At 72.9% G+C, this 21,665-nt stretch carries 19 protein-coding genes; 10 read left to right on the forward strand and 9 right to left on the reverse strand.

All coding sequences use genetic code 11. The features are described 5' to 3' along the window. The first annotated feature begins 6 nt into the window (after window positions 1-6). Window positions 7-1,881 carry a hypothetical protein gene (locus tag ACIRVH_RS08080; RefSeq protein ID WP_403949443.1) on the forward strand — a complete coding sequence of 625 codons (1,875 nt, stop codon included), beginning with the start codon at window positions 7-9 and terminating at the stop codon, window positions 1,879-1,881. Here ACIRVH_RS08080 and ACIRVH_RS08085 read toward each other — a convergent pair. Next, window positions 1,878-2,519 carry a nucleoside/nucleotide kinase family protein gene (locus ACIRVH_RS08085; RefSeq protein WP_403949445.1) on the reverse strand — a complete coding sequence of 214 codons (642 nt, stop codon included), beginning with the start codon at window positions 2,517-2,519 and terminating at the stop codon, window positions 1,878-1,880. The two genes, ACIRVH_RS08080 and ACIRVH_RS08085, sit on opposite strands and share 4 nt — an antisense overlap. 118 nt (window positions 2,520-2,637) lie before the next feature. Between ACIRVH_RS08085 and ACIRVH_RS08090 the strand changes: the two genes are divergently transcribed. Further along, the gene (locus ACIRVH_RS08090) at window positions 2,638-3,378 is read left to right on the forward strand and encodes a beta-phosphoglucomutase family hydrolase (RefSeq protein ID WP_403949448.1); all 741 of its coding nucleotides are present in this window, start codon (window positions 2,638-2,640) and stop codon (window positions 3,376-3,378) included. After that, window positions 3,375-5,717 (forward strand): glycoside hydrolase family 65 protein, encoded by a 2,343-nt coding sequence (locus tag ACIRVH_RS08095; protein WP_403949451.1) that lies wholly within the window; start codon window positions 3,375-3,377, stop codon window positions 5,715-5,717. The genes ACIRVH_RS08090 and ACIRVH_RS08095 overlap by 4 nt, the downstream gene beginning before the upstream one ends. Before the next feature lie 3 nt (window positions 5,718-5,720). On the opposite strand, the gene ACIRVH_RS08100 is transcribed toward ACIRVH_RS08095, so the two are convergent. Continuing rightward, window positions 5,721-6,614: a M56 family metallopeptidase gene (locus ACIRVH_RS08100; protein WP_403949452.1), complete on the reverse strand. Its 894-nt coding sequence runs from the start codon at window positions 6,612-6,614 to the stop codon at window positions 5,721-5,723. Further along, window positions 6,611-6,994 (reverse strand): BlaI/MecI/CopY family transcriptional regulator, encoded by a 384-nt coding sequence (locus ACIRVH_RS08105; protein WP_403949455.1) that lies wholly within the window; start codon window positions 6,992-6,994, stop codon window positions 6,611-6,613. Before ACIRVH_RS08105 ends, ACIRVH_RS08100 begins: the two co-directional genes overlap by 4 nt. A 168-nt stretch (window positions 6,995-7,162) precedes the next feature. Here ACIRVH_RS08105 and ACIRVH_RS08110 point away from each other — a divergent pair, with 168 nt between their 5' ends. The 3 genes from ACIRVH_RS08110 to prcB all read left to right on the forward strand — a co-directional run bounded on the left by ACIRVH_RS08110 (window position 7,163) and on the right by prcB (window position 10,616). After that, a complete protein-coding gene (locus tag ACIRVH_RS08110) occupies window positions 7,163-8,650 on the forward strand; it encodes a hypothetical protein (protein WP_403949457.1) in 1,488 nt (495 codons plus the stop codon). A gap of 97 nt (window positions 8,651-8,747) precedes the next feature. Beyond that, window positions 8,748-9,689 (forward strand): lysylphosphatidylglycerol synthase domain-containing protein, encoded by a 942-nt coding sequence (locus tag ACIRVH_RS08115; RefSeq protein ID WP_403949942.1) that lies wholly within the window; start codon window positions 8,748-8,750, stop codon window positions 9,687-9,689. 75 nt (window positions 9,690-9,764) lie between these two features. Further along, the gene (gene prcB, locus ACIRVH_RS08120; protein ID WP_403949459.1) at window positions 9,765-10,616 is read left to right on the forward strand and encodes a proteasome subunit beta; all 852 of its coding nucleotides are present in this window, start codon (window positions 9,765-9,767) and stop codon (window positions 10,614-10,616) included. Window positions 10,617-10,626: 10 nt separating this feature from the next. On the opposite strand, the gene ACIRVH_RS08125 is transcribed toward prcB, so the two are convergent. The 3 genes from ACIRVH_RS08125 to ACIRVH_RS08135 are packed head-to-tail and all read right to left on the reverse strand — an operon-like array spanning window position 10,627 to window position 12,592. Next, window positions 10,627-11,334, reverse strand: a complete 708-nt coding sequence (locus ACIRVH_RS08125; RefSeq protein ID WP_403949462.1) for a phosphatase PAP2 family protein — start codon at window positions 11,332-11,334, stop codon at window positions 10,627-10,629. Continuing rightward, window positions 11,331-11,933 carry a phosphatase PAP2 family protein gene (locus ACIRVH_RS08130; protein ID WP_403949464.1) on the reverse strand — a complete coding sequence of 201 codons (603 nt, stop codon included), beginning with the start codon at window positions 11,931-11,933 and terminating at the stop codon, window positions 11,331-11,333. Before ACIRVH_RS08130 ends, ACIRVH_RS08125 begins: the two co-directional genes overlap by 4 nt. Beyond that, entirely contained in the window at window positions 11,930-12,592 is a 663-nt protein-coding gene (locus ACIRVH_RS08135; protein ID WP_403949467.1) for a DedA family protein, read from the reverse strand. Before ACIRVH_RS08135 ends, ACIRVH_RS08130 begins: the two co-directional genes overlap by 4 nt. Before the next feature lie 214 nt (window positions 12,593-12,806). On the opposite strand from ACIRVH_RS08135, the gene efeU reads away from it, so the two are divergent. The 3 genes from efeU to ACIRVH_RS08150 all read left to right on the forward strand — a co-directional run bounded on the left by efeU (window position 12,807) and on the right by ACIRVH_RS08150 (window position 17,601). Beyond that, complete coding sequence (efeU, locus tag ACIRVH_RS08140) at window positions 12,807-14,837, forward strand: iron uptake transporter permease EfeU (RefSeq protein WP_403949468.1); 2,031 nt, start codon at window positions 12,807-12,809, stop codon at window positions 14,835-14,837. A gap of 167 nt (window positions 14,838-15,004) precedes the next feature. Further along, window positions 15,005-16,288, forward strand: a complete 1,284-nt coding sequence (efeB, locus tag ACIRVH_RS08145; protein WP_403949945.1) for an iron uptake transporter deferrochelatase/peroxidase subunit — start codon at window positions 15,005-15,007, stop codon at window positions 16,286-16,288. Between the two features lie 143 nt (window positions 16,289-16,431). Beyond that, on the forward strand, window positions 16,432-17,601 hold the full coding sequence (locus tag ACIRVH_RS08150; RefSeq protein WP_403949471.1) for a HoxN/HupN/NixA family nickel/cobalt transporter: 1,170 nt from the start codon (window positions 16,432-16,434) through the stop codon (window positions 17,599-17,601). Window positions 17,602-17,646: 45 nt separating this feature from the next. Here the strand turns inward: ACIRVH_RS08150 and ACIRVH_RS08155 are convergent, their stop codons facing one another. Further along, window positions 17,647-18,213, reverse strand: coding sequence for a dihydrofolate reductase family protein (locus ACIRVH_RS08155; RefSeq protein WP_403949474.1), 567 nt, complete (start codon window positions 18,211-18,213; stop codon window positions 17,647-17,649). Between the two features lie 269 nt (window positions 18,214-18,482). Here ACIRVH_RS08155 and ACIRVH_RS08160 point away from each other — a divergent pair, with 269 nt between their 5' ends. Beyond that, window positions 18,483-19,085, forward strand: coding sequence for a hypothetical protein (locus ACIRVH_RS08160; RefSeq protein ID WP_403949476.1), 603 nt, complete (start codon window positions 18,483-18,485; stop codon window positions 19,083-19,085). On the opposite strand, the gene ACIRVH_RS08165 is transcribed toward ACIRVH_RS08160, so the two are convergent. After that, window positions 19,082-20,041, reverse strand: coding sequence for a hypothetical protein (locus ACIRVH_RS08165; RefSeq protein WP_403949478.1), 960 nt, complete (start codon window positions 20,039-20,041; stop codon window positions 19,082-19,084). The two genes, ACIRVH_RS08160 and ACIRVH_RS08165, sit on opposite strands and share 4 nt — an antisense overlap. A gap of 11 nt (window positions 20,042-20,052) precedes the next feature. Beyond that, on the reverse strand, window positions 20,053-21,522 hold the full coding sequence (locus ACIRVH_RS08170) for an APC family permease (RefSeq protein ID WP_403949481.1): 1,470 nt from the start codon (window positions 21,520-21,522) through the stop codon (window positions 20,053-20,055). Window positions 21,523-21,665 lie beyond the last annotated feature (143 nt).

Here is a 21,665-nt window from a genome sequence, read left to right on the forward strand (position 1 = left end):
CCACCCGTGCATCTCCCTCACCAGCGCGGCCCGTTGCACGACCTCCCGGACACCCCCGAGGCGTACGACGCGGTCCTCGCCGACGTCACCGAGCAGGCCCTGTCCCGCCTCACCCCCGAGGGCAACCTGGAACACCCCGACGCGGGCGACGACATCGGCGACACCTCCCTCGGCATCACCTCCCTGCTCGCCCTCGCCTGGCAGCGCGGCCGGGACCCCCGGCTGCCGGAAGCGGTGCGCCGCAGTCTCGCCTTCCATCTGCGCGAGCGTGTCTACACCGACGACAACCCCGGCTACCCGAACCTCCGCACCACCGACTCGGGCCTGCCGTACGCCCGTTACGTGCTGGAAGCGGGCGCCCACCCCATCGGTGACTGGCCGAGCACGGTGTGGGCGCTGCTCCAGGCGGTCAACGTCCTCGACGCGGCCGACGGCCTCCTGGACGACGAACAGCGCACCGAGCTCACGGAGTTGGCCCACGGCTACTGGCGCCGGCTGACCGAGGCGACCTTCTTCAACCCGCAGGAGGCGGGCAACCAGGCCATCGGCTGTGTGGTCGGCGGCCTGATGCTGGCCCGCCATCTCCCCGACGCGCAGGGGGACCAGGTGCGCGCCCGCGCGCTCGCCCTGTACTCCGACGAGATCCGCGCCCACCGGGTCCGCGACCGGGGCGCCCTGCTGCCGCCCGAGCACGGCGGTGCGTACGACAACAACTACGGCCCGATCTCGCTCTCCTTCCTCGCCCAGGCCCACCGGGTCAGCGGCGAGGAGGTGTTCGCCGAGGACGGAGAGGCGCTCGCCCGCTACATCGACGCCCGTCTGACGAGCGGCGGCTTCGACAACGGCGGCCCCCGCTACAGCGAGCAGCACTCCGGGTTCGAATCCGTCCTGGGCCTGCGCTACTTCAGCGCACGCATCGGCGCGGACCTGGGCCGCTACCGGGGCGACACCCTCCCCCACTGCCCAAAGGGCGTGGGAGGTACCCCCACGGGACGGCACGCGGTCCAGCGCGACGGCCGCATCGACGGGCACTTCGCCTTCATGCTGGTCTGGCAGATCCAGGACACCACCCGCTGGCACCGCGTCCCGTCGACCGCACCCGCCCGCCACCAGCTGCGCTCCGGCACGGTCTCCGTCGCCTTCGACAGCCGCATGACTCCCTCGCTCGTCGAGGCGGCCGGCACCTACTACCTGCCCGCCGCAGTGCGCCGCCAGCACGGGTTCGGCCCGGTCACGGACGGCTTCCTGCTGTGCCGCCCCATGGGCGAGGTGCGCGTCCGCGACGTCAGCGCCGACGGGCTCGCGGCCAAGCTGGTCACCAAACCGGTCGTCGGCCGCGACCATGTGCTGCGCCATGTGCGGTCGCTGTACGTCACCGACGGCACCAGCCTGTGGGTGACGGTCGCCGTGGAACGGCTCGACGGGGCGCCGTACCTGCTGTCCGGGCTGCCGTACGCCGCCGACGACGGCGACCGGGTGCGCCGCGTCGCCGAGGGCCAGGTCGCCGCCGCGGGCGGGCTGCGCCTGACGCATCCCGCGGACCCGGGCCCCGACCACTTCGACGCCCGCGCCGAACTCACCCAGGAACAGGCGGCGTTCGCACTCGCGGCCGACCCGCGCGGCTACGGCAACCCCGACGAGGGCTGGCGCCACCTGGTCGGCTCCACCGCGCTGGAGGCCGACCCGGCACCGGGCGCTCCGGAGGGCCTGCACGTGTTCGCGGTGCGCTACGGGCCCGGCGGCTCCTTCTCACCCGCCTTCGACAGCGACGAGCAGGGGCTGACGGTACGCACCGAGGCGTTCACCGCGGTGCTCGGGGATCCGGCGGGCGATGCCGCCGGCGAACCCGTGCTCACGCTGAGCGTCCGAGCCAGGACCTAGGGCAGCGCGCCGGGCGGCACGACCAGGTCCGCCCGGTCCCGCGTCGTGGCGATCAGCTCGGCGTTGCGCTGGTCCGTCCCCAGGACCCAGGACACGGCCGCCTCGCGCTCCTTGCCGAACTCCTCGTGCCGGGCGACCAGCCGCCGGATCCGCTCCGGCTCGTCGAGCTCGCAGTACCACACCTCGTCCAGGCACAGCCGCACCCGCGCCCACGAACCCTCCGCCAGCAGCAGGTAGTTGCCCTCCGTCACCACCAGCCGCGCCGTCGGCGGCACCGGGATCGCGCCCGCGATCGGCTGCTCCAGGACCCGCTCGAACCCGGGCGCGTACACCACCTCGCCGGTCTCCTCGCGCAGCCGCCGCAGCAGCGCCGCGTACCCGGCGGCGTCGAAGGTGTCCGGCGCACCCTTGCGGTCGCGGCGGCCGAGCCGGTCCAGCTCGACGTCGGCCAGATGGAAGCCGTCCATGGGGACGTGCGCCACCCAGGGCGGCCCGTCGGCGTTCAGGGCGCGTACCAGCTGCTCGGCCAGCGTCGTCTTTCCCGAGCCCGGGCCGCCCGCGATCCCGAGGATCGCGCGCCGCCCGCCCCCGGCGAGGGCACGGGCGCGGGTGAGGAGGTCGTCGAAGGTCAGCGGCACACAGCAGAGTGTGTCACCGCGGCGACGACGGTGAGAGTCGGGCCGGAAGGTTCGAAAGTCTGGCTCGTGTGGCGCTCGCCACCCACTGGAGCGCACTCCATGGGGAAAGGTGCTGGGTATGACTCAGCTCGGTCTGCCCGACACCATCCTGGCCTGTCTGTTCGACCTCGACGGGGTCGTCACCAAGACGGCCGTCGTGCACGCGGCCGCCTGGAAGGAGACGTTCGACGCGTTCCTGCGCGAGTACGAGGGCCCGCAGGCGCGGCCGTTCGACGAGATCGCCGACTACGACGAGTACGTCGACGGACGCCCGCGCGCCGACGGGGTCCGTTCCTTCCTCGACTCGCGCCGCATCCACCTGCCCGAGGGCGGCCCCGACGACCCGCCCGACGCCCGCACCGTGCACGGCCTCGGCAACCGCAAGAACGACCTGCTGCTGGAGCGGATCCGCACCGGCGGTGTGGAGGCCTACGAGGGCACCCTGCGCTATCTGGAGGCCGTCCGCGCGCAGGGCCTGCGCACCGCGATCGTCTCCTCCAGTGCCAACTGCCGGGACGTGCTGCGGGCCGTCGGCGCCGAGCACTTCTTCGACGTCCGCATCGACGGCGTGGTCGCCGCCGAGCGGAACCTGCCGGGCAAGCCGCACCCCGACACCTTCCTGGCCGCCGCCCACGACCTGGGCGTCGAGCCGGCGCAAGCGGCCGTCTTCGAGGACGCGCTGGCCGGCATGGACGCGGGCCGCTCGGGCGGCTTCGGACACGTCGTCGGCGTCGACCGGGTCGGACAGACCGACGCCCTGTACGCACACGGCGCGAGCATCGTCGTCAAGGATCTCGCCGAACTGGGAGGCAAGCAGTGATCACCCACCGGTCGTACACGGTCGAGCCGTGGGCCGTGCGCGAGACGGACCTGAACCTCGACGTCCTCGCCCAGAGCGAGTCGGTGTTCGCGCTGTCCAACGGCCACGTCGGCTGGCGCGGCAACCTGGACGAGGGCGAACCGCACGGCCTGCCCGGCAGCTACCTCAACGGGGTGCACGAGGTGCATCCGCTGCCGTACGCGGAGGCCGGCTACGGCTATCCGGAGTCCGGGCAGACGGTCATCAACGTCACCAACGGCAAGATCCTGCGGCTCCTGGTGGACGACGAGCCGTTCGACCTGCGCTACGGCCGGCTCGTCGCCCACGAGCGGGTCCTGGACCTGCGCCGCGGAGTGCTGGAGCGGACCGTCGAGTGGACGTCCCCGGCCGGCTCCACGGTCCGGGTCCGCTCGACCCGGCTGGTGTCGCTGACCCAGCGGGCGGTGGCCGCGGTGGCGTACGAGGTGGAGGCCGTCGGCCGCCGCAGCCGGGTGGTGATCCAGTCGGAGCTGGTCGCCAACGAACAGCTGCCCGGTTCGAACGGCGACCCGCGCGCCGCGATGGCGCTGCAGTCGCCGCTGGAGCGGGAGGACGACCTCGCCGTCGGCAACCGGCTGCGGCTGGTGCACCGCACCCGGCGCAGCGGCCTGCGGGTGGCCGTGGCCGCCGACCACGTGGTCACCGGTCCCGAGCGCACCACGAGCCGCAGCGAGAGCGGCGGCGACGTCGCGCGGCTCACCGTCACCTCCGTCCTGGAGCCGGGTCAGACGCTGCGGGTGGAGAAGCTGGTCGCCCACGGCTGGTCCGGCACCCGCTCGCTGCCCGCGATGGCCGACCAGGTCGACGCCGCCCTCGCGGCCGCCGCGCACGACGGCTGGCAGGGGCTCCTGGACGACCAGCGCGCCTACTTGGACGACTTCTGGTCCGGCGCGGACGTCGAGGTGGACGGCGACGAGGAGATCCAGCAGGCCGTGCGGTTCGCCCTCTTCCACGTCCTGCAGGCCGGGGCCCGCGCCGAGCAGCGGGCGATACCCGCCAAGGGCCTGACCGGCTCCGGCTACGACGGGCACGCCTTCTGGGACAGCGAGATGTTCGTGCTGCCCGTCCTCACCCACACCGCACCCGAGGCAGTCGCCGAGGCGCTGCGCTGGCGGTACAACACCCTCGACGAGGCTCGCGAGCGCGCTGCCCAACTGGGGCTCGGCGGGGCCGCATTCCCCTGGCGGACCATCCAGGGCGCGGAGGGCTCGGCGTACTGGCCGGCCGGGACCGCGGCCTTCCATGTGAACGCCGACATCGCCGACGCGGTCGTCCGCTACCTCGAGGCCACCGGCGACACCCGTTTCGAGCGGGAGGCGGGAGTGGAGCTGCTGGTGGAGACCGCCCGCCTGTGGCGCTCGCTCGGCCACCACGACCAGCGCGGGGTCTTCCACATCGACGGCGTCACCGGCCCCGACGAGTACAGCGCGGTGGCCGACGACAACACGTACACCAACCTGATGGCCCGCCAGAACCTGCTCGCCGCCGCCGATGCCGTCGAACGGCACCCGCGCGAAGCGGAGCGCCTGGGCGTGGACGCGGAGGAGAGCGCGGCCTGGCGCGACGCCGCCGAGGCCGTGCACATCCCCTACAACGACGACCTTGGCGTCCACGAGCAGCACGCCGGATTCACCCGCTACCAGCGCTGGGACTTCGCGCACACCCGCCCCGAGCAGTACCCGCTGCTGCTGAACTTCCCCTACTTCGACCTCTACCGCAAACAGGTCGTCAAGCAGGCCGACCTGGTGCTGGCCATGTACACGTGCGGCGACCGTTTCGACGACGAGCAGGTGGCCCGCAACTTCGCCTACTACGAGCCGCTGACCGTACGCGACTCGTCGCTGTCCGCCTGCTGCCAGGCCGTCATCGCCGCCCAGGCGGGCCATCTGCGGCTCGCCTACGACTACACGGCCGAGGCGGCCCTGATGGACCTGGAGGACCTGGAGCACAACACCCGGGACGGACTGCACATCGCCTCGCTGGCCGGGACCTGGATGGCGCTGGTCGCGGGCTTCGGCGGACTGCGCCGCGACGGCGAGGGGCTGCGGTTCGCGCCGCGCCTGCCCGAGCGGCTGCGCCGCCTCGCCTTCAGCCTCCAGTTCCGCGGCCGTCGCGTCAGGGTGGAGATCGGTGCGGACAAGGCGACGTACACGCTGCTGGAGGGGGAGCCGCTCACGCTCCAGCACCACGGGGAGGCACTGCGGGTGAGCACCGACGAGCCGGCCGTCCGCTCCGTACCCCCGGTCGGCCCCCGCCCGGACCCCGAGCAGCCCCTGCACCGGGCGCCGAACGCCGGGTGAGCGTCAGTTCAGCATCCCGGACAGCAGACCGAGCAGGTCGCTCGTCGCGTCGGCGGCGAGCAGGGCGGCGAGGGTGCCCAGGGCGAGGACGGCCACCGCGGCGGCCCACAGTTGCGGGGGCGGGCTTGTCTGGAGCGCCGCGATCCGGCGGGAGATCGCGCGGTCGGTGAAGTTCAGGGTGCACGCCGGGCGGGCCCGTCCGGCGGTGAGGGCGGCCCGGGCCAGAGCGCGGGCGGTGGTCCGCCGGTCCCCGACGGCGGTCGCCGCCTGCTCGTCCGCCCAGCGTTCCACGAGGAAGACCACGGCCGAACGGACCGGTGCGAGCAGCGGGTTGGCCGCCACGGCCAGGGTGGTCGCGGTCACCAGAGGCCCGTGCCGGTGGGTCAGATGCGCGCGCTCGTGGGCGAGCAGCACCCGCCGCTCGTCCGGCGCGAGCGCGCCCAGCATCGCCGAGGTGACCAGGATCCGGCCCGGCCGGCCCGGAATCGCGAAAGCCTGCGGCACCTCGGAGGCGGCGACGATCAGCTCCGTGTCCGCGGGCTGCCCCGCGCACAGCCGCCGCAGCGCCCGCCGGGTGCGCCGCTCGGCGCGCACCGCCCGGTGCACCCGCCACACGACGACGGCGAGCGCCACCGCCGCGGCGACGCCGATCACCTCGGGCACCGGATCCACCAGCCGACGCCCGTCCTCGCGGGCCTCCCGCACCACCGGCGGCGCGTCCCCGACCAGCGCGGCCGCCAGCAGCACCAGCGTCCAGGTCGTGGCAGCGGCGGTCAGTACGGCCGCCGACGTCAGCACGCGCGCCGCGAGCGCGGGCGCCACCCGGCCGCCGATCACCGGCGCGACGCCGGACAGCAGCAGCGACAACAGCAGCGGGGTGTAGACGTCGAATCTCATGCGCCGCCTCCGGCGAGCAGTTCCCGCAGCGCCCGCTCCTCCTCGGGGCGCAGGCCGGTCACGAACTGCTGGAGCGCCGCGATCGGGTCCGGGCCCCGGTCCAGGGCCTCGTGCATCGCCTCGGCGGTCAGCTGCGCCGCGTTCTTCGCGGGACGGTACGCGCCGCGCCGCCCGTCGGCGTCCCGCAGCACCAAGCCCTTGTCGTACAGGCGTTTGAGGATGGTGTGCACGGTGTTGTAGGCGAGCCCGCCGCCGATCTCGGCCTGGATCTCCGCCGGAGTCAGCGGCCGCTCGGTGGCCCAGAGTGCGGCCAGCACCTCGCTCTCCAGCGCCCCGGCGCTGCGCCGCTCCGCCCCGCTGCGGGACCCTGTGCCAGCCATCCCCCAACCTTACAGCGCGTAGTGCCGTCAGCCGGATGGCCCTGTTCGCCCGACACGGGTCTGCGATCCGCGTTAGTTTGTCGGTGTTTTCCCCGATCCCGGGTCTCGGTCCTACGGGCTGTAGGGTGCAAGTCGACCCTACGAGCTGTAGGGGGAAAAGGGGTGATCATGATCGGCAGCGCACACGCCACAGCCGACGCGGCCCGGCGCGAGCGCTCGCGCCGCCCGTCCGCCGACGCCGGACGGGCCCGCGCCTGGTGGCCGCTCGCGGCCGTCGCGGCGGCCTTCACGCTGGCCCAACTGCTCCTGGTCCGGCCCGGCATGGGCCTCGGCTGGGACGAGACGGTGTACGTCAGCCAGGTCAGCGGACACATTCCGGCGGCCTTCTTCAGCGCACCCCGCGCACGGGGTGTCTCCCTGCTGGTCGCGCCCGTCGCCGCCTGGTCCTCCTCGACCGCGCTCCTGCGGGTCTACCTCGCGCTCCTGTCCGGCCTCGCCCTGTTCCTGGCCCTGCGCGCCTGGCGTGGCCTGTTCCCCGTCCCGGTGCTCGCCCTCGCCGGAGCCCTGTTCGCCTCCCTGTGGGTGACCCTGTTCTACGGTCCCCAGGCCATGCCCAACTACTGGGTGGCCGTCGGGGCCCTCGCCGCCGTGGCCTGCTTCCTGCGCGCCCGCACCGACCGGGCCGACCGTGCCGCACTGTGGGGCCTGGGCGCGAGCGCGGCGCTGATGGCCTGGATGCGCCCCGTGGACGCCGTCTGGGTCACCTTGCCGCTCCTCGCCCTCGGCCTGCTGCGCCACCACTGGCGGCCCCTCGTCGTCCTTCTCACCGGGCTCGCCGCCGGAGCGCTCGAGTGGGTGATCGAGGCGTACGTCAGCTACGGCGGCCTCGCCCAGCGTCTCGCCGACGCCTCCGCGATCCAGGGCGGACTCGGCCTGCACTTCGCCGTCGTCGACCAGTTGCGCAGCCTCGGCGGACGGGCACTGTGCCGGCCGTGCACGGGAGCGCTGCCCAACCCGGTGGTCACCGTCTGGTGGTTCGTGCTGCCCGTGCTCGCCGCGCTCGGCCTCACGGTCGCGGTCCGGGCCCGGCGCACGGCGCCCACCCTGCTGGCATCCGCCTGCGCGGCCACGGCCGCCGTCCCCTACCTGTTCCTGATCGGCTACGCGGCACCCCGCTTCCTGCTCCCCGCCTACGCCCTGCTGTCGATCCCCGTCGCCGTCGCGCTCGTCCATCTGGTGACCGCGCCCGCCCGTGCCTGGCGGCCGGTGGTCGTCGCCCTGCTGGCGCTCGGGCTCGCCGCCCACCTCGCGGTGCAATTCACCGTCCTGACCCGCGCCGTGGACCGCACCACCGCCGCCCACCACGACTGGTCCCGCACCGCCGCCGCCCTGCACGGGCTGGGCGTCCGCCCGCCCTGTCTGGTCACCGGGCACGAGGCCATCCCGGTGGCGTTCTACGCCGGCTGTTCCTCGGCGGCGACGACCGGGCACAACGCCAACAGCACGGCACAGGCCATCACCCGCACCGCGCGCCACACCCCGGTCGCCGCCCTGGTGCCTGCGGGCTCCCGGCCACCGCGGTACGCCCGCTCCTGGCCCTCCGTGCCGTTCGACGGACTGCGCCTCTACTACGCCGTACCGGAGGCCGGTTCATGACCTGGCGCCGTGGCAGACACGGGGGAGGCGGCCGATGACCCAGCACGCCGTACAGGAGGCACCCCAGGACGCGCTGCACCCGGGCGCCGGCCCGCTGCTGACCGCTCCCGCGGACCTCGCCGTAGGCCGCCGCCATGCCTACTGGCACACGCTGGCCTGCCTCACGGTCCTGCTGGGCGCGGCCTACGTGGCCCGGCGGCACTGGCCGACGGTGGAGACCGGGGCGCTGCGGCTGGCCGTCGCCGACGAGGGGTGGCTGCTGCTCGGCGCGGTGGCGGCCGTCGGCACCTGGGCGGCCTCGGCGCTCGCCCAGCAGGGCGCGGTCGCCCGGCGGCTGCCCGGACCGCGGCTGCTCGCCGCCCAGTTCGCCGCCTCCGCCGCCAACCACCTGCTGCCCGCCGGGCTCGGCGCCGGCGCGGTGAACCTGCGCTTCCTGATGCGCTGCGGGCTGCCGGCGGGCCGCTCGGCCGGTGCCCTCGCCGTCAAGGCCACCGCCGGCGCCGTCGTCCGTCTCGCCATGATCGCGGCGCTCGCCCCGCTCTGCCCGGGCCTGCTGCGCGTCCCGCACGTCTCCCCGGCCGCGGTCGCCGCCGTGCTCGGCGCCGCCGCCCTGCTCGTCGCGGTCCTGGCCGGTCCGCTGCGCCCGCGCTGCCGCCGCGCGCTGGCGTGCGTGCTGGCCGACATCCGTACCGTGCACGCCTGCCCGGCCCGTGCCGCCGCCCTGTGGGGCGGCTCGCTGGCCTTCGCCGCCCTGCACTCCCTGGTGCTCGTCTCCGTCGCCCAGGCCGTCCAGCTGCCCCTGCCCCCGCTCCAGGTGGTCCTGCTGTACCTCGCTGCCAGCTGCGCGGCCGCCCTGCTGCCCACCCCGGGCGGGCTCGGCTCCCTCGACGCCGCCCTCGCCCTCGCGCTGACCGTGTCCGGCGCGCCCGCCGCGACCGCGGCCTCCGCCGTACTCGGCTACCGGCTGCTCACCGTATGGCTGCCGCTGCTCCCGGGCCTCGTCGTGCTGGCGGTGCTCGTCCGGCGCAAGGCCCTGTGAGCGGGCGGGAGTTTCCCGGACGCCCGCGCCAGGTAGGAGACGAAAGGGGCCTGGCGGCACAGGAGGGGGAACGGCATGACGGATGGTCACATCGCGGGGCGGCCGGCGGAGGAGTTCTTCAGGCCGGGCAGCTCGTCCTTCACCGAGTTCCTGGCCGCACACCGGCCCGGCCTGCTGCCCACCGCTCCACCGTTCCCCGACGGGGTCCGCGCCGCGCCCGGCAGCATCCCGCACGGCACCACGGTGCTCGCCCTCACCTTCCGCGACGGCGTGCTGATCGCCGGCGACCGCCGGGCCACCATGGGTAACCTCATCGCCCAGCGCGACCTGGAGAAGGTGCACCCGGCCGACGACCACACGGCCGTCGCCTTCGCCGGAACCGTCGGCCTCGCGCTCGACATGGTGCGGCTCTACCAGGTCGAACTCACACACTTCGAGAAGATCGAGGGCACGCGGATGTCCCTGGGCGCCAAGGCGACCCGCCTGGCGGCCATGATCCGGCAGAACCTCGCCCAGGCCATGCAGGGCCTCGCCGTCGTCCCGCTGCTCGCCGGTTACGACACCACCGCACCCGAGGGCGGCCGCGGCCGCATCTTCTCCTTCGACGCGGCCGGCGGCCTGTACGAGAAACGGCACTTCCACGCCGAGGGCTCCGGCTCCCCGTACGCCCGGGGCGCCCTGAAGAAGCTGTTCCGGCCGGACCTCACCCGCCGGGAGGCCGCCCTGGCCGCGCTCCAGGCGCTGTACGACGCCGCCGACGACGACTCGGCCACCGGTGGCCCCGACCTGAACCGCCGTATCTTCCCGGTGGTCTCGGCCATCACCGAGGACGGCTTCGAGCGGCTGCCCGAGGCCGAGACCGAGGAGCTGAGCCGCGAGATGGTCCAGCAGCGCAGCGGCCGCCCGGACGGCCCGCACGCCGCCTGACCCTGGGCCCTCAGGTCACATCAGGACGCGTTTGCTCCGGGCCCGGCTCGCCGGTACCGCTGGCAGGGGCGGTGCTCAGGCGCGGGGCCAGCCACCAGGCCGCCGCGCACAGCCACAGGCCGAGCCAGCCGATGGCGAACAGCCAGCCGCCGAGCACGTCGGTGAACCAGTGCACGCCGAGGAAGACCCGGGTCAGGCCCACCCCCGCCCCCCAGCAGGCGACCGCGAGGCAGAGCGGTATGCGGCCGTACGGGGCGCGCAGGCACAGCGCCAGGATCACCAGACCTGCGGTCAGGGCCGCCGTGGTGGCGTGCCCCGACGGGAACGACCAGCCGGAGGCGTGGGTCTGCCAGTCGTAGGAGGGCGGGCGGGCCCGGCGGAACAGCTCCATGACGCCGTACCGCGCGGCCTGGCCGGTGGCGAGGCAGGCGGCCATGAGCAGCGCGCCGACCAGCCGCTGCCGCCGGCTGCGGCCCGTCAGCAGCCCGGCCAGGACGACCACCGCGTACGGGAAGACTCCGGTGCCGGTGGCGGTCAGTCCGCGGGTGACGGCGACGGCCATCGGCGGCCGGTGGCCGACGGACCAGGTCAGCAGGCCGTGGTCGAAGAACAGCGGGGCGCCGTGCCGGCCGTGGACGGCCAGCGCCAGCACGCCGAACGCCGCCCAGGCGCTGAGCGCGAGGCTGCCCGCCAGTGCCGCAAGGGTCTTGCCGTTCATGACACCAGCAGGGGACGCACTCTGGTCGCCGCCAGCCGTCCGGCCAGTCCCCGCGGCCGGTGCCGGAGCACGGTCATCACCAGGAAGGCGACCAGGCCTCCGACGAGAGCTCCCACGAGGACGTCGTGCGGATAGTGGACGCCCACCCAGACCCGGGAGGCCGCCATGGCCACGGCGAACCCGGAGGCGAGGAGCCCCAGCCGGCGGGAGACGAAGAACAGGGCGACCGCCGCGGCGACCGCGATCGCGGTGTGATTGCTGGGGAACGACCAGTCACCCGGCGCCGGACACGCCTCCAGGGTGTGGAAGGGCAGGCCCCGGCAGGGTCGGTCCTCCCGGACCAGCGCCTTCAGCCCGGCATCCGCGCCGAAGGCCACCAGCACCGCCACCGGGACGGACAGCGCCGTCAAGCCCGCCGTGGCGTCGACCCTGCGGGCCCGCCACCAGCCCACGACCATGAGCAGGGCGAACACCGCCAGCCCGTACGTCGACCACACCGTGACGACGCCGTCCAGCCGGCCGGGGGAGCGGTGGGCGAGATCCACCACGTCCCGGTAGAGCGGCCCGTCGACCGACGAGCCCGTGAGCGCAAGGATCATCCGCGCGCCTCCTTGGCAGCCCTGCGGGAGCGCAGCACCTCGGCGGCGAGCGGGACGAGCGACACGAGGACGATCAGCGCGATCACCGGCAGCAGGTACTTGTCCACGTTCGGGATCGAGGAGCCCAGCGCGTATCCGGCCAGGGTGAGGCCGAGGCTCCACACCAGCCCGCCCGCCACCTGCCAGAGGGTGAACGTCCGGGCCGGCACGCCCAGTGCGCCGGCCATCGGGTTCAGCACCGTCCGCACCACCGGCACGAAGCGGGCCAGCACGATCGCCTTCGCGTGTCCGTATCGCTCCAGCAGCTCCTCGGCGCGTTGCGCGCCCTCTTGCAGCCGGGCCGACCGGCTGCGGGCCAGCAGGGCACCGCCCGCCTTGCGGCCGAGCAGGTATCCGCACTGCGAACCCGCGAGTGCGCCGACGGCCGCGGCGGCCAGCAGCGGCCCGAGCGAGAGGTGCACACCCCGGTCGGACGCTCCCGTGCACAGCAGCCCCGCCGTGAACAGCAGGGAGTCGCCGGGCAGGAAGAAGCCGATCAGCAGGCCCGTCTCGGCGAACAGCACCACCCCGACGCCGATCACCCCGAAGGCGGCCAGCAGGGAGTGCGCGTCGAGCACGTTGACCGCGAGCTGCGACGACAGGTCTGAGGGAGTGGCCATCGCCGCACGCCCTTTCCTCGTTTGCTTGTGACTCGGCTGCTTCCGACTACACATGTGTAGACCGTCTACCGAACTGTAGACGATTCGAGTGTGTGCATAGTTCCCGGGCTTTGCCCGTCTATTGCCGCTTCATGACTGACTGACTACACCCCTGTAGTCATGATGGTCCACGAAGGTAAGGCATGCCTTCACTAAGTTGGGAGGGTCGCAGGGCATGTGGGACGACGCGTTTCCGAGTTTCCTGATCGGACTGAGGGAGGGACTCGAAGCCGGACTCATCGTCTCCATCCTCATCGCCACACTCGTGCGGGCCGAGGCGCGCTCGCGGCTGCCGCAGGTGTGGACGGGTGTCCTGGCCGCGATCGCCGTGGCGATGAGCTTCGGCGCGGTCCTCACCTTCACGGCCGCGTCCCTGTCGGCGACCGCCCAGGAGGCGTTCGGTGGCACCCTCAGCGTGATCGCCGTCGCGTTCGTCACCGCCATGGTGTTCTGGATGCGCCGTTCGGCCCGCAGCCTCTCGGGTGAGCTGAGGGAGAAGGTCACCGGCGCGCTGGCGATGGGCTCCGGGATGCTGGTCCTCACCTCCTTCCTCGCCGTCGGTCGCGAGGGCCTGGAGACGGCCCTGTTCCTGTGGACCACCGCCCGGGCGGCCGGCGAGTCGGCCGGACCGCTGACCGGCGCCGCCATCGGCCTGGTCCTCGCGGCGGGCCTGTGCCGGGGCCTGTACCGCCGGGTCCTGAAGATCAACCTGACCAGGTTCTTCACCGCCACCGGCGCCGTCCTCATCGTCATCGCGGCCGGAGTCCTCGGTTACGGCCTGCGCGACCTCCAGGAGGGCGGGGTCCTGCCCGGCGGCACCGCCTACGCGGTCGACCTCGCCGGCAGCGTCGACGCCGGCTCCTGGTACGGCACCCTGGTCCAGGGCGTGTTCAACCTGACCCCGACCATGACGTGGCTGCAGGTCGTTGCCTATGTCGCCTACCTCGTCGTGGTGATGACCCTGTTCGTCCGCGGGGTCCGCGCAACCGCCCCGAAGCCGGCCGCCGAGCGGTCCGCGCCCGAGCCCGAGGCGGCCCGCCCGCAGCGGCGCCGGCCCGTGTGGGTGATCCCGGCCGCCGTGGTCGCCGTACCCGCCGTGCTCGCCGGACTCGTCGTCGCCCTGTCCCGGCCCAAGCCCGCCGGCGACCAGACCGTCGCCGTCTCCGAGACCGAGTGCGGCAAGGGCTTCACCGCCCCCAAGCCCGGCCGGCAGACCTTCCAGATGCACAACACCGGCGGCAAGACCTCCGAGGTCTACCTGATCGACCCGTCGACCAGCGCGGTCTACGGCGAGATCGAGGGCCTGGCCCCCGGCACCACCCGCGACCTCGTCGCCACCGTCGCCGGCGGCACCTACGCCTGGCGCTGCGTCCCGACCGACGGCAAGGCCGTCACGTCCGAGGCGGTACGGGTCAGCGGCGGCGGAGCGGCCAAGCCGGTCGTCCCCGTCTCCGCACAGGACCTCGCCGCACCCCTGACGGCGTACAAGACCTACGTCGAGCAGGGCCTGGCCACCCTCGTCAACCAGACCCGCACCCTCGACGACGACATCGAGGGCGGCCACCTCGACCGGGCCCGCACCGACTGGCTCACCGCCCACCGCACCTACGCCTCCCTCGGCGCCGCCTACGGCACCTTCGAGGACTTCGACCAGAAGATCGACGGGCGGCCCGACGGACTGCCGAACGGCGTACAGGACAAGGACTTCACCGGCTTCCTGCGCCTGGAGCACGGCCTGTGGCACGGGGAGCCGGCCAAGGACCTGCGCGCGCCCGCCCAGCAGCTCGCCGACGCGGCCGCGGGACTGCGGAAGGCCTTCCCGACCCAGGAGTTCGACCCCGGCGACCTGCCGCTGCGCGCCCACGAGATCCTGGAGAACACCCTTCAGTTCGAGCTGACCGGCGACACCGACCAGGGCAGCGGCACCGGCCTCGCCACCGCCGACGCCAACCTCGCCGGCACCCGCGAACTGCTCACCGTCCTCCAGCCGCTGCTGACCAGCCGGGCACCCCGGCTGCTCCCGACGGTCGACGCGGACATCGCCCGGCTCCAGAAGCTCCTGGACGCGGCGCACCGCGGCGAGGGATGGACGCCGGTCGACCGGCTCGACGCGGCGGCTCGGCATCGACTGAACGGCGCCACCGGCCAGCTCCTGGAGGACCTCGCGCCGGTGCCGGACCTGCTGGAGATCCGGAAGTCCGCCTGATGCCCGCCGACCACCGGCATCCGCATCCGCCGTTGACGCCTGCCGACGCCGACCGCCTCGCCGCGCCGGCGCCCGCGAACACGGTCCGTTCCGACTCCGTCCGCCCCGACCCGGCCCGCGCCGAGCGCGCGCCCGCCGACTCCACCCGCAGTGAAGGGAACGCCCCCATGCCGTCCGCCGAAACGCCCGCCCCGCAGGGCGGCTGCCCCGCCGGTCACGGCCGCCGTTCTTTCGTCCGTACCGCCCTCGGCGCCGGGGCCGCGGGCGCGGTCCTCGCCGGCGGCGGCCTCGCGCTCGGTCGGACCGGCACGACCGACGCGCAGGCTGCGGACAGCACCGCCGGCGCCGCCAGGATCCCCTTCCACGGCGTCCACCAGGCCGGCATCGTCACCCCGGCGCCGGCCGCGGCCACCTTCGTCTCCTTCGACGTCATCGCCGACGACCGCAAGGGTCTGGCCGACCTGCTGCGAACCGTCACCGAACGGGCCCGCTTCCTCACCTCCGGCGGCACCCCCACCGACCTCGGCGTCGGCGCGCCGCCCTCCGACAACGGCATCCTCGGCCCGCAGGTCCCCTCGGACGCCCTGACCGTCACGGTCGGCGTCGGCGCCTCCCTCTTCGACGACCGCTACGGCCTCGCCAAGGCCAGGCCCGCCCGGCTGACCCCGATGCGCACCTTCCCGAACGACAACCTCGACGCGGCCGAGTGCCACGGCGACCTGTCCCTCCAGCTGTGCGCCGACAGCCAGGACACCGTGCTGCACGCCCTGCGCGACATCGCCCGGCACACCCGCGGCGCCCTGCAGATCAAGTGGCGCATCGACGGCTTCCAGAACGCACCGCGCCCCACCGGCGCCCAGCGCAACCTGCTCGGTTTCAAGGACGGCATCGCCAACCCGGACGTCACCTCGGCCCGCGAGACGGACCGGCTGATCTGGGTCGGCGACGGCCAGGGCGAGCCGGACTGGGCCAAGGGCGGCAGCTACCTGGTGATCCGGATCATCCGGATGCTCGTGGAGTTCTGGGACCGGGTCTCGCTGACCGAGCAGGAGAAGATGTTCGGCCGCCGCAAGGACACCGGCGCCCCGCTCGACGGCGCCAAGGAGACCGACATCCCCGACTACACCAAGGACCCGCACGGCACCGCGATCCCGGTGGACGCCCATATCCGCCTCGCCAACCCGCGCACCACGAAGACCGACGGCTCCCGCATCCTGCGCCGCGGCTACAACTACGACCGGGGCGTGGACAAGGTGGGCAACCTCGACATGGGACTGGCCTTCTGCTGCTACCAGCAGGACGTCAAGCGGCAGTTCGAGGCCGTACAGACCCGGCTCATCGACGAACCCCTGGTCGACTACATCTCCCCGACGGGCGGCGGCTACTTCTTCGCGCTGCCCGGCGTGCGCGACGGGCGGGACTGGCTCGGCCGCGGCCTGCTCGCCACCTGACCGCCCCCTCGGCCACGGCCTTTCCCTCCCCATGGGGAAGGCCTGCCGCGGGCTTTACTGCACATTAGTTGCAACTACGGGAGGATGGCACAAGGCTGTGCAGCGCAGCCGTAGCCGCTGCACCGAAGGAAACACGCTCTCCCATGACGGCCGCCCCTGGTTCCGCTCCGTCCCTCCCCGCTCAGGCCGACGCACCGCGTTCGGCCTGGCACCGCGTCCGTGGCTCCATGACGCGGCAGGAGTGGACCAGGGTCGGCGGTATGGCCGCCTTCGTGCTCGCGCTGCACGTGATCGGCTGGGGCACGCTGGTCGGGATCGTCGCCCCGGCGCACCTCGGCGTCGGCACCGGATCCGCCGGAACACCGGAGACCTTCGGCATCGGCATCGGCGTGACCGCCTACACGCTCGGCATGCGGCACGCCTTCGACGCCGACCACATCGCGGCGATCGACAACACCACCCGCAAGCTGATGGGGGAGGGGCAGCGCCCACTGTCGGTCGGCTTCTGGTTCTCCCTCGGCCACTCCAGCATCGTCTTCGGCCTGACCCTGCTGCTCTCCCTCGGCATGAAGGCCCTGGCCGGACCGGTCCGCGACGACAACTCCCGGCTGCACGAGGTCACCGGCCTCATCGGTACGACGGTCTCCGGCACGTTCCTCTACCTCATCGCCGGGATCAACCTCGTCGTCCTGGCCGGCATCTGGAAGGTGTTCCGGCAGATGCGCTCCGGCCGGTTCGACGAGGCCGCCCTGGAGGCGCAGCTCGACAACCGCGGCTTCATGAACCGCCTCCTCGGCCGGGTCACGGGGTCGATCACCAAGCCGTGGCAGATGTACCCGCTGGGCCTGCTGTTCGGGCTCGGCTTCGACACGGCGACCGAGATCGCCCTGCTGGTCCTCGCCGGTTCCGGCGCGGCCTCCGGCCTGCCCTGGTACGCGATCCTCTGCCTCCCCGTCCTCTTCGCGGCGGGCATGTCGCTGCTCGACACCATCGACGGCTCGTTCATGAACTTCGCCTACGGCTGGGCGTTCTCCAAGCCGGTTCGCAAGGTCTACTACAACCTCACCATCACGGGCCTGTCCGTCGCCGTCGCCCTCGTCATCGGCACCGTCGAACTCCTCGGCCTGCTCGCCGACGAGCTGGACCTGCACGGCGCGTTCTGGGACTGGATCTCGGGCCTCGACCTCAACACGGTCGGCTTCGTCATCGTCGGCCTGTTCTTCGCCACCTGGGCGATCGCCCTGCTGGTGTGGAAGGCGGGTCGCATCGAGGAGAAGTGGACGGCCGGCCTGGCGGAGGGGTCCGCGGACTAGGGCTACGACATCACCGTGAGACTGAAGCGTGTTGGGTGCTGCTGTTCAGCGCCTCGTCTCGTACCTGGTCAGGACCACGCCGCCGGGAAACGTCCGCGTCTCCACCAGGTTCAGGTTCACCCAGCTGTCCAGCGCGGTGAAGAACGGCGTGCCGCCGCCCACCAGGACCGGATGGGCGACGATCGCGTACTCGTCGATCAGCCCGGCGCGCATGGCCGCCCCGGCGAGCGTTGCGCCGCCGATGTTCATTGGGCCGCCGTCCTCGGCCTTGAGCCGGGTGATCTCGGCGATCGCGTCGCCGGTGACCAGGCGGGTGTTCCAGTCGACCTTGTCGACCGTCGAGGAGAACACCACCTTCGGCGTGTCCCGCCAGTTCCGCGCGAACTCGATCTCCGCCGGGGTGGCGTTGGGCTGCTGGTCGCCGGTCGGCCAGTAGGAGCTCATCGTCTCCCACAGCTTGCGCCCATACAGCGACAGGCCACTCGCCTGCTCGTGGTCGAGCCACCACTGGAACAGCTCGTGGCTCGGCGGTCCGCTCCAGCCGATGTCGTCGCCTGCCGCGGCGATGTAGCCGTCCAGGGTCAGGTTCATGCCGTAGATCAGTTTCCGCATGGCTCAGCCTTCCGTCCGTGGGTGTCCGGCGTATGTGAGACTGATCATGGGGGACAAGGGCTCTGCTACCAGGCCGGACGCGAACTCCGTGCCGCACTCCTCTGGATCCGCAGCCTCCGACCCAACCACTGATGACAACACCGGACAGGCCCTTGCGCTCCGTCAAGATCGCATCAATTCCCCACGTCACCCGTGGTGCGCGGCTCCCGTGCGGCGTCACACTGCGCTGCCGGCGTGTTCCGCTGCCGGCGCTTCGGGAGGGACCAGGGATGTACGCACTCGCCTCGCAGCAGATGTCGGCGCCGGGCTCTGCTCTGTTCGACCTGATGTGGGGGCTGGGCGCCACCGTGATGGGCTGGGTGGCGCTGATCAATCCGCGCGGCATCCTCGAATGGATCGCACTGCGGCGGGGCAACGGTGGGAAGGTGTGGCGGGGCCGCGTGGCCGGTGGCGTGTTCGCGGTGCTGGGCCCGGTGGAGGTGATCAAGGGGATCCACCATCTGCTGGCGTTGAAGGGGCCGGAGCGGCCCACGGTGTTCCACCGGACGTCCGGTCTCTCCCCGGTCCTCGCCACCGTCATGATCGTGGCCGTGGTGCTCGTCGCGGCCCACGCCTGGCGCACCAACGAATTCCTCCAGGAGGCCTGGACGGCGGGCGGCCTGCCCCGCACCTGCGCCGTCCTGGCCACCCTCGCGGCCCTGTCGTTCGTCACCTTCACCGTCCTCGGCTACACGACGGCCGGCATTCTCTGCTCCGCCGCGGTCGGAGCGGCCGCGGTCGGCCTCGTCCTGCTCCGGAGCCGCGTCCAGGTCCTGTCGTCAAACTCCCGTCGTCGCCCGCAGGGCAGACGGGAGTTTGACGACAGGACCTAGGCCCGCACCCCGAACTCCTTGCGCCACTTGGTCAGTTGTTGGGCCGGATCGCCCGTGAACGACCACGGGGTGCGGGTGGCGCGGTGGCCGAGCAGTCGGAGCACGGACGCGGCGACGTCCGCCGTGCCGGCCAGACAGGCGGCGTGCGCCAGGTGGTTGAGGTCGCGCAGCTCGGTCGGGGCCGGATTGCTGTCCGGGCGGGCCCGCACCCAGCGCTCCCAGGTGCGCCGTACGTCGTTGACCGCGCCGTCGTGGTCCCAGTGCTGGCCGAGGCCGACCGAGCCCTGCCGGCCGCGGGCGGCGTCGAGGGCGTAGCGGTACTCCTCGACCCGGGCGTACTGGACCAGTACCGGCAGGGGGCAGCCGGTCGGTGCCACTCCGGCCGCGTCCCTGGCGAAGTCGTACATCAGGCCGTGCGTGCCGTGCCAGCGGGCGGAGTAGTAGTGCAGGACCTGCAGGTGGCCCTCCACGCTGAACGGGTCCCGCCGATGCAACTCGTCCCACCAGCGGGCCAGTTCCTGCCGCCGTACCCCCGTCGGATACAGCCGGGCGACGGAGATCAGCGACACCCACGGGGTCGGGTCCTCGGGGCAGGCCTCGGCGGCGCGCAGGCAGGCCAGGACCGCGGTGTCGATACGGTCCCGGTCGATCGGCACACCCCGCCCGGCGGAGATGGCCAGGTGGAACGCCCGGGCCGTCTCCGTCGCCGCGCGCAGCACCTGCGCGTCCGCGTTGCCGGGTTCGGCGGCCAGCCACGACTCCACCGTCGAACTGCCCGTGCAGGCCTGCGCCAGCAGCCGTACGCGGTGGCCGCGCAGCGTCCGGTCCTCACCGGTGACCCACAGCAGGTCCCTGAGGCCCTGCCAGCGGCCGATGACGATGTCCTGCCGGGCGGAGGTGAGCCGCCCGTCCCCGCAGTCGGGGTCGAAATCGGGCGTGAAACGGTCTCGCGCCATCGGGATCTCCCTCAGAAGTCGGTGGGGAGACCCTCGTGCGGCCGGGACGGCACACCGGCGTCGTCGGGAACGTACTCCGCCTCCACGGTCCGGGTCGCGTCCAGCTTCGCGGGCCGGTAGTAGTCGCTGCCCTGCCGCCAGTACCAGAGCATCGGGACGAGCCCGACGGCCAGTCCGCCGATGCCGATCGCGATCGCGGCGCCGTTCAGCTCGCCCAGCGACTCGACGAAGATCCAGAACATGAACACGGCGCCGAACAGCGGCCACAGCCCGCCGAGCAGGAAGTTGGCCGGTGACTTCAGCAGCATCTTGCGGTAGGCGACGACCACCGCGAGGCCGGCGAGGCCGTAGTAGACGGCGATCTGCAGGCCGATCGCCGAGATCGCGTCGGAGAGGATCTCGCCCACCGAGCCGAGCGCGTTGGAGGCGATGAACATCGCCAGCGCGACCCCGCCGACCACCACGATCGCCACCCACGGCGTGTTCCAGGTGCGGTGCACCCGGCCCAGCGCGGTCGGCATCGTACGGTCGCGGCCCATCGCGAACAGCGAGCGCGTGACCTGGATGAGCGTCGTCTCCAGCGTCGCGATGGTGGACAGCATCACGGACACGATGAGCAGCTTGCCGCCCCAGCCCGGCCAGATCTCCTCGCCCAGCACCGCGAGCACGTTGGCGTCGTTCTGCTCGATCTGCTTCGAGGTCAGGATGACGTTCACCGCGATGGTGAACACCTCGAACAGCAGGAAGACGATGCCGACCCCGATCAGGCCGGCGAGTCCGGTCGTGCGACGGCTGTTGCGGGTCTCCTCGCTGAGGTTGCTGGTGACGTCCCAGCCCCAGTAGTAGAACGCGGCGAGCAGCGCACCGGACGCGAACCCGGACATCCCGTCGAAGTGGGAGAAGCCCAGCCAGGACCAGTCGAAGGCGCGGGCGTTGTCCGTGTGGAAGACGGCGAGCACCGCGAACAGCGCCAGAATCCCCAGCTCCACACCGGACATGAGCAGCTGCGCGCGGACGGTGAGCCGGGCCCCGCCGAGCACCACGCCCAGCATGACGAGGAACCACGCCGCGCCGACCACCGTGGACAGCGCCGTGTCGTCCGCGAGCTTGTCGTCGAAGAGGGCCAGCGTCATCGACCCGGCGGGCAGCGAACCGGCCACCATGAAGATGGTCGCCGAGATCACCAGCGCCCACCCGCTGATGAAGCCCAGGAACGGGTGGAGGGTGCGGCCCACCCAGGAGTAACTGGCGCCCGCGTTGACGTCGATCCGGCTGAGGTAGCTGAACGCCAGGGCTATGCCCAGCATGGGTATCGCGCAGTACAGCAGGGCGGCCGGGCTGGCCAGTCCCACCGCGCCGACCAGGACGGCGGTGGTCGCGGCGAGCGAGTAGGCCGGTGCGCTGCCGGCGACCGCCATCACCACGGTGTCGAACGTGCCGAGGACATTGGCCTGCAGCCCTCTGCCCCTGTTGTTGCTCATGGTCGTGCCGCTTTCCGGTTGTGCACGGCGCACGGGCGCCCGGCCCTACGGCGTGCAGGTGGGGGGTGGACCCGCCTCGTACCCGAGAAGGGATGGCCTCGGGTCAGGAGCCGGCCAGGAAGAACGGGGGGTGGATGGACACA

It is taken from the genome of Streptomyces sp. NPDC101165, assembly GCF_044768135.1.
Taxonomy (GTDB): Bacteria; Actinomycetota; Actinomycetes; order Streptomycetales; family Streptomycetaceae; genus Streptomyces.